Here is a 15009-nt window from a genome sequence, read left to right as displayed (position 1 = left end):
GGGAAGGGAAAGATCCGACTCCGCCAGGCCTACGACTTCGGCGGGCCGGAAGCCTCTGAAGTACATACCCGCGAACAGCCCGACACGGCGCCGGCCGCGGGCGCGTCGGTAGCCGCCGATGTACGAGACCGCGCGGAGGATGGACCTGGCTTGCTCAGGGTTGGCGACGACCCTCGGGTCCACCTCGCTGGACACCTTGGGCTTCTGCCAGCGGATCGCTGCAAGAGGGGTTCTCGGTGAACTCCACCAGATCAACGGCGTAGTGCACGGCTTTTACGAGGGTCCGACGCTCGCCGTACAGTCTCGGCAGCAGCCGCCGTGCCGTCCAGCTTGAGTTTGAGCGAGTCGAGGCCCGGTCACCGGGTCGGCAAGGTCGGAGAGCGGGCGGGAAGCCTTCGCCACCCAGAGCAGTGCATTGCCGATCTCGGTCGGCAGTTCGCGGTCGTCAGGCCCGGGCAGAACAAACACCCAGTTCCTCAGCGCCCGACGGAGCAACTCATCTGACGGGCGCCCGGACGATCACCGAGAAGGGCCGTCGTGACCGAGGTCAGCGATTCGTTGATCCCGTCGCGCGTGTTCGGCTCCGCGTGCGGCCACTTCATGGCCAGGTATTTCAGGGCGAAGACGTACCAAATCAGAGCAGACTTCTTCTCCTCCATGGAGCCCGGAAGGCCGGATTTGGTGTCGAATTCCTCGCCGTCGCGAGCCGCTCGCATCAGCTTGGACCTTTGCCCCCGAGCCCCTCGACCCAGACTACGACCGTGCCCCCTACGAGCAGGTGGCCACCAGCCGCGGCGCTGCCATCCGAACGAGGCGGCTGGCTCCCGGCGAGAAGCTTCCGTCCCACAAGGAACTGACGGAGCTTTACGGGTTCGCGCGGGCCACGATCCAGCGCGCGCTGCGGGACCTCGAAGACGAAGGTCTAGTCATCTCCCGCAAGGGCAGCGGCGTCTACGTGCGCAACCGGACGGAACGGCCGGCGGGACTGCGGCCGTAGGGCGGGGCGCCGTACCCCCGCCGTCACGGATGACGGGAGCGTGAGGCGACCGCACCACCGGGAAGGGGCGGATGAGGAGCAGCTGCTGCCGCGAAGTGGCAGAGGCCGGTGTGGTCGCTCCGCGTCGGTACCGCTATCGCCGTGGTCGATCAGTGTGTCGTCCAGTCACGAGCACTCCAAGCCGTACCCCATGCGTGTCCGATCAGACGGAGACAGGAGGAAGCCACGACAGCAGGACCGCAGACCGAGTTGACCTGAAGGGAATCGCGTCAGAAGTCTGGTTTAGGTTTGGCCTGTGAACCACAACAGCTCCAAGGCCAGGGCGCCTCACGAGGCTGGCTTGCCGCCTTACCAGGTAGTCCTGGCGGAGACCGATTGGGGTTCGCTCCAGACAGCTTTCGGGAACGGTGAGGACCTTCCCAAGATCCTGTCGCGGCTGTTGGAGCCCGACCCCAAGGTGCAGGTCACCGCTTTGTCGGAACTGAGTGAGCTGGTCGGGCACCAGAACAGCATCTACGAAGCCACAGCCCCCGTCGCCATGTATGTCGCCGGCATCCTCACCCACCCGGCGGCCATGACCCTACGGCCCTATCGCAACGTCCCCATCCGCGCGACATTGTTGAACTGGCTGGCTTCCACGGCCTACGACGCCTCCGACGAGATTGTCGACCGCACCGAGCAGTACTTCCCTGGCTTCCTCACCCACGACACCGCCGTGACGGCCTTCCGAGACCTGCGCACGATGCTTTATCGAGCTGTCGCGCCCTTCTTGCAGAACAGCCACGAGGACGTGAGTGAAGCCGCCGCCCTCGCCGTGATCATCCTCGCCGAACACCCCGCGCTCGCCGAGCACCGCGATCACCTCGCCGTGCACGCGCGCCACATCCTGGGCACCAGCAGTGACGACCTCAACCGGCGCGTTGCCTGGAAGGCACTCAGGACATGGGGCCATGACGTCCCCGACCCTGAACTTATCCAGGAGGAGTCCTGGGACTGGGGGCCACACAGGGATGGTCGCGGTGATCTCGAACCTCCCTTCTGACCGATACGTGCACGGTCCACTGGCGGACTGCTGACCTCAACAACCGGTGCCGTTCCCACCCTGACTCCCATGGGTCCCCGGAAGCCGACCGCGCGCTTGAGACCATAGAAGCTGGTACTGAAAGCAGCCCTGCCATCAGAGGACGTTGCGCGGTGAGTGTCTAACTGCGTGACAACGCCGACGAACAGTGGCGGACGGGCGTGGACGTCTGCGGACCATTAGCGCAGGTGAGAGAGGCATCGGCCCAAGGCAGAACTCCCACCCGAGTTGCTTCGAGACGAAGAGGTCGCCGTGCCATTTCCGTGCCAGGTACGACGGAACCACGGATAACGACGGGTGCCGAGAGGGGCCGCACGGCTCGGCTCGGCGCCCGTTTCCGCAGTTCAAAGCACCTATCAGGCGTCAAAGATCGGTGATTCCCAAGCTCATGTCGGTCCCGCAGCGTCCCTGCTGTCAGAGGCGAGTTGTACGGTCCGCGCCATGGCTGAGAGACCGACAACAAGCTGGCGCGAGGGCATAGCGCGTGAGGCTGAGCAACTGGCTGCCGGCACCCTGGATCCTGGCTGTGATTGCATGGCTGACTTGTACCCGGATGAGCTCCTGGTGGCGACCGACACCGTCCTCGACTCCTTCGACGAGGAGGTAGCCGGGCTGGATGGCGCAGAGGATGTCCAGGTCTTCGCCGCGGTGGAGCGCGTCGTCCTGGCCCTGAATGCCGTGGACGACATCCATTGCGGCTACGAGACGGACGAACGCGAGGCGTTGTGTGACTACATCGACAAGGCTCTCACTCAGCACGGCATCGATGTGGTGGCGCTGGCCGCCCGGCACGGGCTCGGGCGATACGAGCTCACGGACAAGTGGCGCGACTGGTAGGTACCCCCCGTCGACGGCTTCACGGTCGTGCCACACCCGTGCCAGATAGGGCGGGGAACCACGGTGGAAGAGGGGAGCTGTCGGAGCCTGCGCAGGGGATCAGCACAGCCCTCAATCGTGCAGGACAGGTGTAGGGACGCCCTCCCGCTCTTGCGAAGCGGGGGTCGCCGGTTCGGATCCTGCCGGGGCGCCATGTCGAAGGTCCCGAAGCGACTACGGCTCGGGACCTTCGACAGGAGGACACCAGTCGCTACGAAAAAGTGCCGCATCGCCGCAACGCGAGTTACGACTTAAGCAGGCCCAGCGTTACCTGCGGAAATCCTAGCTTCGAAGTCACATCAGCTACTGCCGACCTGAGATAAGGATGTGCAGCAAGTTGGGCCGTCGTGTAACCAAACGCGACAAGGCTCTCTTCGGAAACAGCACCCTTGGGGTCACTCTCGTCAGGGAACCCAAAGAGCACACCGAGGTTGACCTGGACCTTCAGCGCATCCGTGCCATCCAAGTCTTGCGCCGTCAGCACATGCTCAAACTGGTACGTAATATGAGAACCATCTCGCCCGATCCCCATATTGGTCTGCAAAGTCTCGATTTCCTGAAGGTCGGACGTTACGTCAACCTTCAGGGCCTCCCCATGCAGCAAGAAGATTCGAACATCCAGTAGTTCCGCGCACGCGTTTACCGGAGCCGCTAGCTGCCTCTGCTCTTCGGCGCGAGGAATCAGAAACGCCATCTATTCACCACATTCCGGAGCCGCGGCAGCAGCCGGCTCCCTGATGACTCGACTGGTGACGTTGACGTTCCATGACTTGACCCAGGCTTGGTTAATTCGGGGAGATCTAGTCTGCACAGACTCATTTCTGAGCGTTGCAGTGATCTCACGGAATTCCATCCCTACGTGCTGTTCCCACGGCAGGGAACGCCACCGCAGGAGCCAACCATCAACGAGCGTCATCTCATCCCGGGACAACCCGAATTCTGGCTCCGCAGACTCCGGAACGTTTACGCGAAGCCACTCGTTCACCACCGACCATTCCCAGATGCGCTTCCCATTGGGCGCTCCGGCTGGCGTGGGGAAAGGCGTCCCCTTACGCCGCGTTCCTTCAATCAGCTGCCGAACACTCTCGCGACTTCTGTCACACCTGCGGGCAATCTCCGCAGCGTCCACCAAGTCCCTATCGAGTCGGGCTACGGTAACGCCGAGCAACTTCTCAAGCTCTGTCGCAGCACACTTAGCAGCCATGGGGCCGTTCTCGTGACCGTCCATGTAGACGGTGAGGAGAAGGCGCCCGAAGGACTCAGCAACCAATCCATCAAAGTGGTTGTAGAAAAGTTCTTCGACTCGTGCAACGTCAGAGACGTCCTGTACCTCAAATTTCAAGCTGTAGGTCTTCATCGTTGCTCCCCCAGCTAGCTTCCGATGCAACCTGTTGACACACGTCAACAGTACGGTACCCGCAGCGGGTCCCGTCAAGCGGAAAGCCATCCACCCTTCAGGTCGCGCGCTTCTTGGATCTCGGGTCCCCATCCGGCAGCGGGCAGGTGCGAGCCTCCCGAAGCACGTCACGCGCGTGTCGCTCCGCGACTCGGGGTGTCCCGCTGATCGAGATCCGATGGCATCCGACGTCGCAGGTGAGGAGGCCCCAGTGGCCACCCTTCCGCAGGCTCCAGCCCCCGCCACCCAGGATCTCTTCCAAGGCAGCTCTCACGGCCTTGTCCTTGTGACTCCGGGGCAGCAGCTCTTCCCCCACTAAGGTCCCCCTACAGTGCATCGCTGACTACATAGAGTCGCATACTGCCGCCAAAGTTACATCAGACGGGTGAAGGGCGGTCCCCCTAGCTGCTCGCGCAGGCATCCGATGGCGTGGCCTATTGGTGGACTGAAGGGCAGCGGCCTACTCACTACAAGCAGCTGAGCTGCTGCCATAGCGCTATTTCATACGGCCTCCGGAGCCGTGTGCGCAGGTTCGAATCCTGCCGGGGGCACTTCGCGAGAAGTGCCACACAGACCCCGTCAACAGCGGAAACGCTGAGGACGGGGTCTTGTTGTGTGTGCGGGTGCGGGTGGAGGGCGGCGTCGGCGGACAGCGGCACGCGGTCGCATGCGTGACATCATGGTCGGCCGGACGAGCAGCGGCCTGGATGCCATCACCGAGCTTGGATACCTCGGTGTGGTCGCGGAGACCGGCTCGGCGTTCGCGGGCGCGATCTTCGGGTGCTGCCCGGTCCGCCGCGACAAGGTCGTCGCCCGGGGCGAGACGATCGAGGACCCGTCCTCTTCTCCCGCTCGTCCCAGCAAGCCCGGATGTGATTCCGCAGCGTCCGGGAGACCTCGGAAGGAACTTCGGCCGTGACACACGCTGACCCGCTCATCGAGATCCTGGCGGACGCCCGCGTCATCCTCTTCGACTTCGACGGGCCCGTGTGCGACGTGTTCGCGGGACTGCCGGCGTCCGAGGTCGCGCGGGAGCTGGCCGCCCTGCTCTCCGCCCAGGATGAAGCCGCGGGCGCGAAGGCCGCCCGGACGGACGACCCCATCGAGGTCCTGCGCATCGCGCACGAGGCCGACACAGGGCTGGGCCAGAAGATCGAGCAGGCCCTCACCGCCGCCGAGGTCCGAGCCGTGGCGGTGGCGGGACGGCCGACGCCAGGAGCCGCGGAAGCGCTCCAGGCCGCGCGTTCGGCCGGCCGGGGCGTCGCGGTGGTGAGCGACAACTCGGCCGAGTGCGTGCGGGTCTTCCTGGGGCTCCACGGCCTGGAGGAGTGCGTCACGAAGATCGTGGGTCGGCCCTCCGAGCAGCCGCACCTGATGAAGCCGAACCCCTTCCCGCTCATCACGGCAGCCGAGCAGATGCACATCGACGTCACGAGCTGCACCCTGATCGGCGCCTCGCTCACGGACATCCAGGCGGCCCACGCGGCAGGCGCAACCGTGATCGGTTATGCCAACACGCCTGACAAGGCGGTGCAGTTCGCCGAGGAGCAGGCTGACGTCATCACCGGGGACATGCAGGCCATCGCCGACGCCCTCACCACGACGTAGCCAGGGGTTCCCACGCCGCCCGCCGTCGACCCGGGCAGAGTTGAGCAGACACGGGCCGGAGACGGCGGGCAGGCACCGCGGCTGGTCCCGCTCGAAGCCGCTTCACCGAAGTCGGCGTGCATCCGCCGTTCGGCAGCGGGCCATGTGCGCCCCCAGCAGTCGCACGGCCGGGTCAGCTCTTCCGGATCGTCGATCTCCACGGCCTGGCGGACCGGGGACGTCCTGTACTCCAGAACACGCTGGATCGCGGTGGGCCCGTGGATCTCTGGCTGTTTGTTGCGGGCTCGTGTCGTGTTGCGGGGCTGGGAATTCGGGTGGGGTGGGGTGGGTTCCGGTGCGTGGAAGTGGTCGGGACGAGCAGGGGTGTCGGCGGGTTCGGGGCGCCTGTGGAGGGGGGACGTATGAGGGCGGTCGCGTTCAAGGAGGTCGGGGGGCCGGAGGTTCTTCGGCTGGTGGAGCTGGCCGAGCCGGAGCCCGGGCCCGGTGAGGTGCTGGTCCGGGTCGCGTACGCCGGGGTCAACTACGGCGAGGTGCAGCACCGCCTGGGTGACTTCGGTGCGCCCGACGGTGAGACCGTGACCGGTCTGGAGGTGTCGGGGACCGTGGTGGCGCTGGGTGCGGGCGTCACGGCGCCGGCGGTCGGCGCGGAGGTCGCCGCGTACCTCCCCGACCGCGGCGGCTACGCGGAGTACGTGTCCGCGCCGGCGTCGTTCGTCTTCCCCCTGGGTGACCTGGGGCTCGATCTGCGGACCGCCGGTGCCGCCCCGCTCGTTCTGACGACCGCCTACGGCGTGCTCGCCGGCGCCGGCCGGATCGCGGCCGGTGACACGGTGCTGGTCCACGCCGCGGCGGGCGGGGTCGGGTCGGCGGCGGCGCAGCTCGCCCGGTCGCTCGGGGCGGCGGCGGTGTACGGCACCGTGAGCACCGGGGAGAAGGCGGAGTACGCGCGCCGTTTCGGCTACGACGAGGTCTTCCTGAGGGACGGCTTCGCGGACGCGGTACGGGAGGCGACGGCCGGGCGGGGCGTGGACCTGGTCCTCGATCCGGTCGGCGGCGCCACCCGCCTGGAGAGCTTCGAGGCACTGGCCCCGTTCGGCCGGGTGGTCGTCTACGGCGAGGCGGGCGGCCACCCCGACCTGAGCCTTCCGGTCCTTCCCGTGTGGAAGAACAACCGCGTCCTGGCGGGCTACAACATCGGCGACCTCTCCCGCCGGGACCCCGAGGCCCTCCGTCGGCACACCCTCGCCGCGCTGGGACGTGTGGCCTCCGGTGCCGTACGGATCGACATCACGGCCGAGTACGACCTGGCCGACGCGGCGGAGGCCCAGCGGCTGCTCGAAGCCGGCCGGAACATCGGGAAGGCCGTGCTGAGGGTTCGGGGGTGATGGCGGTGATGGCGGTGATGGCGGTGGCCCCCGCGAGGTCGCGGACTCCGTGCGTCGGTCCGTGACCTCGTGAGGGCCTGGCCGGGTGGAGGCGTACTACGCTCTGACCAGATCGCTTTCGGGGGTGACGTGCTGATGGGACGTCATGAGGGTCAGTACAGGAGGAACCATGCCCGGCGACGTGTCCAGGCGGTCCGCCAGGAAGTGCGAGCGGGCCTGGGGTGAAGGGGTGGCGCTGCTCCGGCAGGGCCAGTTCGACCGGGCGGCGCTTCGGTTCGACGAGGCCCTGGAGCACGATCCGACGGCCGCCGACGCGTGGCTCGGGCTCCATGCCACCGGTCGGCGGCGGGACGAGGCGGTCGACGCCATGGAGGCGCACCGGCGGTCTTTCGGGGCGCTGCGCGCGCAGGCCGGGCTGACGCTGCACTCCCGGTTCGACCTGGGCGTCTACGTCACCTTCCGGCTGGAGACCGCGCGTGACCTCTGGCTGGCCGGCCTGGCGAAGCTGCTCACCGAGGGCCGTGTCGACGTGGCCGAGCCGAGACTGCTGACCGCCCTCCTCGACTGTGACGAGACCCGGTTCCTCTGTACCCGCTACGCCTTCCTCAAGAAGAACTGGCCCCTGGTCCTGGAGTACTCGCGCGGGATCGGCGACACGTTCCTCAGCGACGAGGCCCTGCTGTACGTCGGCTACGCCCTCGCCGACCAGCACATCTTCCACGAGGTCCTGAGCACCGTCGCCCCGCTCCCCCGTTCCCTGGAGCGCGGCGGGAGGTTCGAGGCCGAGGTCGCCTATCTGCGCGGTCTCGCCCACGAGGGCCTCGGCGAGCACGACAAGGCCCTGCGCCAGTTCCAGTACGCCTACCGCTGCTCCCCCAACCTGTTCGATGTCGCCCAGCGCGCCCGGGCCCGCGTCCCCGAGCCGCCCTCCGTCCCCGCTCCCACGCCGGCACCCGTCCCCGCCCCGGCGCCGGCTCGGCAGGGGCCCTCGGCCGCGACCCCTCCGTCCGGGGCCGACGGCGCCGGCGCCACGGAGAGCCTGCTCGACGAGGCCCTCGCCCGGCTCGACCGCATGATCGGCCTCGACCCGGTCAAGCGGCAGGTGCGGACGCTCGTCGCCCAGCTCCGGATGGCCACCGTCCGCAAGGAGCAGGGTATTCCGGCGACCGCCGGGCCGCAGCACTTCGTCTTCGCGGGTCCGCCGGGCACGGGCAAGACGACCGTGGCCCGCATCATCGGCGACATCTTCGCCGGGCTCGGCATGCTGGAGACGGGTCAGGTGGTCGAGACCCAGCGGGTCGACCTCGTGGGGCAGCACCTCGGTTCGACGGCCCTCAAGACCAGCGCGGTCATCGACTCCGCCCTCGGTGGCGTCCTCTTCGTCGACGAGGCGTACGCGCTCAGCAACAGCGGCTACTCCGGTGGCGACGCCTTCGGCGACGAGGCCCTCCAGGTGCTGCTCAAGCGCGCCGAGGACGACCGCGACCGGCTCGTCGTGATCCTGGCCGGCTACCCCGAGGAGATGACCCGGCTCCTCGCCGCGAACCCCGGGCTCACCTCGCGTTTCAACACGCGGGTCGACTTCCCCTCGTACGCGGCGGAGGAACTCCTGCGGATCGCGCGCGGCGTGCTGGAGTCCCAGGGCGACGCGCTCGACGAGGACGCGGCCACCGTGCTCGACGCGCACTTCCACCGCGTCGTGCGGGAGGGCCTGGTGGACCAGCTCGGCAACGGGCGGTTCGCGCGCGAGCTCTGCCGCAAGGCGGCCTCGGCGCGCGATCTGCGCCTGTACGACACGCACGGCGAGAGCAGCGCCCCGAGCCGGGAGGACCTCACCACCGTGCGCTTCGTGGACATCAACACGGCCTATGAGGAGTTGCGTTCCGCCACCGGGTGAGACCCGGGGCGGCGGCCTCACGCGGTCGAGGCCAGCCCCCCACCGTCATGCCGTCCGCTTGCGTGGGGTCGGCTTCTTCGTCTGGGTCTTCGCCGTGGTCTTCGCCTGGGTCTTCTTCGCCGTGGTCTTCGCCGTCGACTTCGTCGCGGTCTTCTTCGCCGCCGTCTTCCTGGTCGACGTCGACTTGTGGGCCGGGGCCGCCGTCTTCTTCGCCGTGGCGCGGGACGTGGACTTCTTCGTGTCCGTGTCCTTCGGCGTCGCGCGCGGTTTGAGCTCGGTCACCACCGCGTCCTCGCCGCGGGCCTCCTTCGCCGCCCTCACGCTGTTCTCCAGTGCCGCCATCAGGTCGATGACCTGGCCGCCGCCGGACTCCTCCCCCGGGGCCGGGGCCGGGACGCCCTCGCCGCCCTCCGCCTTCGCCGCGATCAGCTCCTCCACCGCGGTGCGGTAGTCGTCGTGCAGCGTGGTGATGTCGACCTCGCCGAGGGTGGCCATCAGGGCGTCCGCCAGGTCGAGTTCGGCGTCGCGGACGGTGACCGGGGTCTCGGGGGCGACTCCCTCGGGGGCCCGGATCTCGTCCGGCCAGAGCAGGCCGTGCATGGCGATCACGTCGTCCACGACCCTGAGCATGCCGAGCCGTTCCCGTCCCCGGAGGGCGTACTTGGCGACGGCCACCTTGTCGCTGCGCTTGAGCGCCTCGCGGAGCAGGGTGTACGGCTTCGCGGCGGGGACGCCGTTCGCCGAGAGGTAGTAGGCGGCGTCCATCTGGAGCGGGTCGATCTCGCCGGCGGGCACGAAGGCCACGATCTCGATGGTCCTGGCCGTGGGCAGCGGCAGCGCGGACAGGTCCTCCTCGGTGATCGGGATCATGGACCCGTCGGCGTCCTCGTACGCCTTGCCGATCTCCGCCTGGGGGACCTCCTCGCCGTCGAGCTCGCACACCTTCTTGTAGCGGACGCGGCCGCCGTCCTCGGTGTGGATCTGGCGGAAGGAGACGGAGTGGCTCTCGGTGGCGTTCACCAGCTTGATCGGGATGCTGACCAGGCCGAAGGATATGGCGCCGTTCCAGATGGATCGCACGTGTTGTCCCTTCCAGGTCGGATCAGCACGGTTTGTCGGCAATCGTGGGATTCTCATCGTATGACGCCGATCACGGAGGTGGAGGGGCGACGCCTCACGCTGAGCAACCTGGGGAAGGTCCTCCACCCGGCCACCGGCACCACCAAGGGCGAGCTGCTCCACTACTACGCCACCGTGGGGGCCGCGATCCTGCCGCATCTGCGCGATCGTCCGGTCTCCTTCCTGCGCTACCCCGACGGTCCGGACGGGCAGCTGTTCTTCACCAAGAATCCGCCGCCCGGCACACCCTCCTGGGTGAGGACCACCCCCGTGCCCCGCTCCGAGGACCCCCGGGCGCGGCAGGTAGTGATCGAGGACCTGCCCTCGCTGATGTGGGCGGCGAACCTCGTCGTGGAGTTCCACACGCCCCAGTGGCGGGCCGCCTCGCCCGCCGTCGCCGACCGCCTCGTGTTCGACCTCGACCCGGGGCCGCCCGCGACGGTCGTCGAGTGCTGCCGGGTCGCCCTCCACCTGCGCGAGCGGCTCGCCGCCGACGGTCTCGACGCCTTCGCGAAGACCTCCGGGGCCAAGGGGCTGCACCTGCTGGTCCCGGTGGTGCCGACGCCGTCCGAGCGCGTCTCGGCGTACGCGCGCCTGCTCGCCGTCGAGGCGGAGGCCGCGCTGCCGAAGCTGGTCGTGCACCGGATGGCCAGGGCGCTGCGGCCGGGGAAGGTCTTCGTCGACCACAGCCAGAACGCCGCCGCCAAGACCACCGCCACTCCCTACACCCTGCGGGCGCGGGCCCGGCCCGCCGCCTCCGCCCCGGTCACCTGGGACGAGGTGGAGGAGTGCGCCCGCCCCGGCTCGGACCCCGGGGTCATGGTCTTCCTCATGGACGACATCGCGCCACGTCTGGAGCGGTACGGGGAGCTCCTGGCCCCTCTTTTCGCGGCCGGGCGGGCGGGGGAGGTGCCGTGAAGGGCGGCGCGGGCGGGGCGGCGGACACCGGCGGGGCCCCCGGCCCCGCCGGTGGTGGCACCGAGGGACACGGGGTCGGGGGGCGCGGGGGCGGGGGCCGTGGGGCCGGGGACGGGAGGGCCGGGGACGGCGTCCCGGGGCGTACGGCAGCGAGCGGGACCGCCCCCGGCGGCGGCGCCGCGGAGCCCCGGACCGTGGTCCTCACGCCGCCCGTCGACGTCATGCGGCCCCGGTCCGCCGACGAGATCCCCGCGCAGAAGGAGCCGCCCCGGGAGCTCCAGTACTCGCTCAAGCTGGACGGGTTCCGTGCGCTCGCCTTCGTCCTCGGCGACGGGAGGGTCGTCCTGCAGTCCCGCTCCCGCCGGGACCTCGCCCCCGAGTTCCCCGGGATCGCCGCGCACCTGCGCGACCGGCTGCCGCCCGGGATCGTGCTCGACGGGGAGCTGTGCGCCTACCGGGAGGGACGGCTGAGCTTCACGGACCTGCTCCGCTCGCCCGCGGACCGCGCGCGGGAGGGGGTGCCGGTCTCGTACATCGCCTTCGACCTGCTCGCCGTCCCCGGGCGCGACGTGCGCGGCCTGCCGCTCCGGGACCGCTGGGAGCTGCTGGGCGCGGCCCTCCGGGAGGCCGGGCCGCCGCTCCAGCGCGTCCTCGCCACCCTGGACGAGGGGACCGCGCGCGCGTGGTTCCGGGACCTGCGGGAGGCGGGGGTCGAGGGGATCGTCACGAAGTCGCTGGGCTCGACCTACCGGGCGGGCTCCACCTGGGCCTGGCGGAAGATCCGGCACGTGGACACGAGCGACGGCGTGCTGCTCGGTGTCGTCGGCCCGGCCGACCGGCCCCGGGCCCTGGTCGTGCGGCTCCCCGACGGGCGTACGGTGACCACCTCGCCCCGGCTCACCCCGGCGCAGGCGCGCGAGGTCGGCTCGCTGGTCGGCGACCGCGCGGGTCCGCTCGCCCGGGACCCGGAGCACGGACCGGTGCGGTGGGTGGAGCCGCCGGTTCCCGTGGAGCTGCGGCAGCGCGCGGGGAGGCAGCGGCAGGAGAACGCGGCGTTCGTCCGGGTGCGGTCGGAGGGATGAACCGCCGCCGCGCCCCCGCTCGGGGTCGGCACGGAGTGCAACTGCCTTGCTGCGCACCGTACATGGCGCAAAGAGACCGCAACTCGGGCCCCGTGCGCGGCCGGTGTCGTCGGTAAGGCCTTGCCGTCCTTCCCGTGGTGCACACTTGCTGCCTGGTATGGCGCTCACGGGGAAGGCGGCCGGTAATGCTGACGGGGATCGAGGAGGTCGACTGGGCCTCGTTGGGGCATGCGTACGGCCCCGCGGACGACGTGCCGGAGCTGCTCCGCGGACTCGCCTCGGCCGACCTCGCGGAGCGGGAGACGGCGCTCGACGGCATGTACGGGGCGGTGCACCACCAGGGTGACGTCTACGACTCCACGCTCGCCTGTATCCCCTTCCTCCTCGAACTCGTCGCCGACCCCGCCGTCCAGGACCGCGGCAGCATCGTCGAGCTGCTCACCAGCATCGGCGGCATCGAACTCGACGACGACGAGGAACTCCTCGACGCGCTCGACCCCGACGACGAGGAGTTCATCCCCGCCGCGAACTACGCGATGGCCGCCGCGGCCATCGCCGCCGGCGCCGACGTCTTCCTCGGGCTGGTGTCGGACGCCGACCCCGAGGTGCGGCTCGCCGCGCCCTGCGCGCTCGCCTCGCTGCACCCCGAGCCGGCCACGGTGCTGACCCTGCTGAGGGAGCGGCTCACCGTCGAGCGGGACACCGAGGTGCGGCTCGCCCTGGTCGCCGCCGTCGGACGGATCGCCCTGCGGCACGCCGCGCTGCGCACGGAGACCGTCGAGTGGCTCGGGTGGCTCGCGCGCGCCGCGCAGGACCCCGGGCTGCGGCTCGCGGCCCTCGCGCAGCAGGCCCGGTGCGCGCCCGCGGAGATCCCGGACGACATCGTGCCGTGGGTGACGGGGCTCCTGGAGGAGATCCGGACCTCGGCCCACCGGCCCGTCTCCCCCGGCACGGAGCGGGCCGCGACGCCGACCCTCATCGGGCAGGTCAGGGAGCTCCTGGAGGAGCACGCGGCCGGGCGGCCGGCCCCCTGGACGGAGGAGCTGCTCCGGACCCTGCACGCCGCGCTCGACGACCGGGTCGACGACCGCATCGCGCTGATCCTCGCGCAGCTGCGCAGCCCCGACTGGGGGCAGCGTTCGGACGCGATCTGGCTGTGCGGCGGGCTGATACGGATCTGGCGCGGGCGGTACGAGGAGGTCGTCCGGCTCGTCGGCGCGCAGCTCCACGATCCCGAGCCCCGGCTGCGGGAGGCCGCCGCCTCGCTCCTGGAGCGGCTCTTCGAGCTGGGCGCGCCCGCCGCCGACGCGCTGGTGGACCGTCTGGCCACGGGCGCGGGCGGGCCCGGGGGCGGCGGGACCGCGCCGCGCCGGGGACAGGGCGGAGGTCAGGGCGGTTTCGTCGGACGGTCCGGGCGGGACGCGGCGCTCCTCGCGCTGGCCCGCGCCGGGGACACCCGTGCGGTGCCGCTGCTCGCCCGCGCCCTGGAGGAGCCCAAGGTGCGGCGGGAGCTGCTGTACGCCATGGACGGCCTCGGCCCCTCGGCGGCGATGCTGGCCCCGCTGCTGCGGCGCAGGCTCGCCGAGGTCGAGCTGGACGAGCGGCTGTACGACCGGGCGGCGCCGCTGCTGTACGCCCTCGCGGCGGTACGGGGCAACCAGGCCGTGCCTGAGGTGCTGCGGGTCCTGCGGGGGGCGCCGCCGAACCGGCGCGACTGGGTGCGGGAGGCGGCCCTGCGGACGCTGGCGGCCTTCGGTCCCGCCGCCTCGGACGCCCTGCCGGACATCCGAAGACTCCTGGCCGCCGAGTCGGCCACGGTCTCCACGACGGCGGCGCGCGCCCTGTGGGCGGCGGAGGGTGACCTGGGCGAGGTCCTGCCGGCGCTCGAACGGTGGCTGCGGCCGGGCGCTCCGGGCGCGGACCTGTGCGCGGCCGCGCAGGCCCTGGGCGAGATCGGCCCGGCCGCGGCGGCGCTGGCCCCGGCCCTGCGGCCCGGTCTGGCCTCGCGGGACCTGTGGGTGCGGGTCCGCAGCGCGGCGGCGCTGTGGCGGGTGTCCGGGGACACGGCGGCGACGCTGCCGGTGCTGCTGGCGGCCTGGGAGGAGAACCGGCACGCGCGCGTGGACGTGGCCGAGTGCCTGGCGGAGATGGGTCCCGCCGCCTCGGAGGCGCAGTTGGTGATCCTCACCGAGCTGACCCGCCGTCGCCGCCACAACGCCCGCGAGGGCGCCTCCGGCAGCCATGACATCCACCTCGACGAGAAGCTCCTGACCGTGTGCCGGGCGGCGTTGGCGAGGATGGAGCGGGGCGGGTTCTAGGCCCTGTCGTCGCACTCCCGTCCGCCCCGCGACGCCCTGAACGCGCTCTCGCCCGGCTCCGGGGCCCGTGTCCGAAGCCCGCGGGGGCGGCGCCCGAGCGCGGCTTCCGTTCCCTCCGGCGAGGCCGCTCGGGCGCTCGCGGCGGAAGGCGTTCCCGGGCCCGCGGCGGAGGCCCGGCCCCGAGCGCCCGCCCCTGAGGCGGCCCGCTCGCCGTCCAGGAGGGCCGTGGGGTCCGTTGCGTATCGGACAACCCTACGAACAGACAAAAGGGACTTCCCCTCGGATTCCGCATAGGGTCTACAAGGAGCGGCGGGCCCGGACCGGCCTCGCCC

At 70.4% G+C, this 15009-nt stretch carries 13 protein-coding genes; 9 read left to right on the top strand and 4 right to left on the bottom strand.

Features of this window, described 5'->3' with window-relative positions; all coding sequences use genetic code 11:
• Nucleotides 1-476 precede the first annotated feature (476 nt).
• A complete protein-coding gene (locus ABT129_RS38025) occupies nucleotides 477-716 on the bottom strand; it encodes a hypothetical protein (protein ID WP_502981626.1) in 240 nt (79 codons plus the stop codon).
• A 62-nt stretch (nucleotides 717-778) separates the two neighbouring features.
• Here ABT129_RS38025 and ABT129_RS02495 point away from each other — a divergent pair, with 62 nt between their 5' ends.
• The 3 genes from ABT129_RS02495 (at nucleotide 779) to ABT129_RS02485 (ending at nucleotide 2915) form a co-directional block, all read left to right on the top strand.
• Nucleotides 779-997, top strand: a complete 219-nt coding sequence (locus ABT129_RS02495; RefSeq protein ID WP_351895584.1) for a GntR family transcriptional regulator — start codon at nucleotides 779-781, stop codon at nucleotides 995-997.
• Between the two features lie 295 nt (nucleotides 998-1292).
• Nucleotides 1293-2039, top strand: coding sequence for a hypothetical protein (locus ABT129_RS02490; RefSeq protein ID WP_351895582.1), 747 nt, complete (start codon nucleotides 1293-1295; stop codon nucleotides 2037-2039).
• A 480-nt stretch (nucleotides 2040-2519) separates the two neighbouring features.
• On the top strand, nucleotides 2520-2915 hold the full coding sequence (locus ABT129_RS02485; RefSeq protein ID WP_351895580.1) for a hypothetical protein: 396 nt from the start codon (nucleotides 2520-2522) through the stop codon (nucleotides 2913-2915).
• Between the two features lie 283 nt (nucleotides 2916-3198).
• On the opposite strand, the gene ABT129_RS02480 is transcribed toward ABT129_RS02485, so the two are convergent.
• The gene (locus tag ABT129_RS02480; protein ID WP_351895578.1) at nucleotides 3199-3648 is read right to left on the bottom strand and encodes a hypothetical protein; all 450 of its coding nucleotides are present in this window, start codon (nucleotides 3646-3648) and stop codon (nucleotides 3199-3201) included.
• Nucleotides 3649-4311: a hypothetical protein gene (locus ABT129_RS02475; RefSeq protein ID WP_351895576.1), complete on the bottom strand. Its 663-nt coding sequence runs from the start codon at nucleotides 4309-4311 to the stop codon at nucleotides 3649-3651.
• Between the two features lie 954 nt (nucleotides 4312-5265).
• On the opposite strand from ABT129_RS02475, the gene ABT129_RS02470 reads away from it, so the two are divergent.
• From ABT129_RS02470 to ABT129_RS02460, 3 genes are all read left to right on the top strand, one after another.
• The gene (locus ABT129_RS02470; protein ID WP_351895573.1) at nucleotides 5266-5958 is read left to right on the top strand and encodes an HAD family hydrolase; all 693 of its coding nucleotides are present in this window, start codon (nucleotides 5266-5268) and stop codon (nucleotides 5956-5958) included.
• A 401-nt stretch (nucleotides 5959-6359) separates the two neighbouring features.
• Complete coding sequence (locus ABT129_RS02465; RefSeq protein ID WP_351895571.1) at nucleotides 6360-7343, top strand: quinone oxidoreductase family protein; 984 nt, start codon at nucleotides 6360-6362, stop codon at nucleotides 7341-7343.
• A 169-nt stretch (nucleotides 7344-7512) separates the two neighbouring features.
• The gene (locus ABT129_RS02460) at nucleotides 7513-9240 is read left to right on the top strand and encodes an AAA family ATPase (RefSeq protein WP_351895569.1); all 1728 of its coding nucleotides are present in this window, start codon (nucleotides 7513-7515) and stop codon (nucleotides 9238-9240) included.
• A 45-nt stretch (nucleotides 9241-9285) separates the two neighbouring features.
• Here ABT129_RS02460 and ku read toward each other — a convergent pair whose 3' ends face one another.
• Nucleotides 9286-10320 carry a non-homologous end joining protein Ku gene (gene ku, locus ABT129_RS02455; RefSeq protein WP_351895566.1) on the bottom strand — a complete coding sequence of 345 codons (1035 nt, stop codon included), beginning with the start codon at nucleotides 10318-10320 and terminating at the stop codon, nucleotides 9286-9288.
• A gap of 60 nt (nucleotides 10321-10380) precedes the next feature.
• Here ku and ligD point away from each other — a divergent pair, with 60 nt between their 5' ends.
• The 3 genes from ligD to ABT129_RS02440 all read left to right on the top strand — a co-directional run bounded on the left by ligD (nucleotide 10381) and on the right by ABT129_RS02440 (nucleotide 14677).
• Nucleotides 10381-11277 (top strand): non-homologous end-joining DNA ligase, encoded by an 897-nt coding sequence (gene ligD / locus ABT129_RS02450; protein WP_351895564.1) that lies wholly within the window; start codon nucleotides 10381-10383, stop codon nucleotides 11275-11277.
• A 194-nt stretch (nucleotides 11278-11471) separates the two neighbouring features.
• Complete coding sequence (locus ABT129_RS02445) at nucleotides 11472-12359, top strand: ATP-dependent DNA ligase (RefSeq protein WP_351895561.1); 888 nt, start codon at nucleotides 11472-11474, stop codon at nucleotides 12357-12359.
• Between the two features lie 185 nt (nucleotides 12360-12544).
• The gene (locus ABT129_RS02440) at nucleotides 12545-14677 is read left to right on the top strand and encodes a HEAT repeat domain-containing protein (protein ID WP_351895559.1); all 2133 of its coding nucleotides are present in this window, start codon (nucleotides 12545-12547) and stop codon (nucleotides 14675-14677) included.
• The last annotated feature ends 332 nt before the right edge of the window (nucleotides 14678-15009 follow it).

Origin of the sequence: Streptomyces sp. NPDC002057, from assembly GCF_040296665.1 — a bacterium.
Taxonomy (GTDB): Bacteria; Actinomycetota; Actinomycetes; order Streptomycetales; family Streptomycetaceae; genus Streptomyces.
This window is presented reverse-complemented; position numbering and strand designations above follow the sequence as displayed.

Bases quoted from the DNA above. Each gene is read 5' to 3' on its own strand.
- ABT129_RS02440 (WP_351895559.1), top strand. From the start codon at position 12,545: ATGCTGACGGGGATCGAGGAGGTCGACTGGGCCTCGTTGGGGCATGCG.
- ABT129_RS38025 (WP_502981626.1), bottom strand. From the start codon at position 716: ATGCGAGCGGCTCGCGACGGCGAGGAATTCGACACCAAATCCGGCCTT.
- ligD (WP_351895564.1), top strand. From the start codon at position 10,381: ATGACGCCGATCACGGAGGTGGAGGGGCGACGCCTCACGCTGAGCAAC.
- ABT129_RS02465 (WP_351895571.1), top strand. From the start codon at position 6,360: ATGAGGGCGGTCGCGTTCAAGGAGGTCGGGGGGCCGGAGGTTCTTCGG.
- ABT129_RS02475 (WP_351895576.1), bottom strand. From the start codon at position 4,311: ATGAAGACCTACAGCTTGAAATTTGAGGTACAGGACGTCTCTGACGTT.
- ABT129_RS02460 (WP_351895569.1), top strand. From the start codon at position 7,513: ATGCCCGGCGACGTGTCCAGGCGGTCCGCCAGGAAGTGCGAGCGGGCC.
- ABT129_RS02485 (WP_351895580.1), top strand. From the start codon at position 2,520: ATGGCTGAGAGACCGACAACAAGCTGGCGCGAGGGCATAGCGCGTGAG.
- ABT129_RS02480 (WP_351895578.1), bottom strand. From the start codon at position 3,648: ATGGCGTTTCTGATTCCTCGCGCCGAAGAGCAGAGGCAGCTAGCGGCT.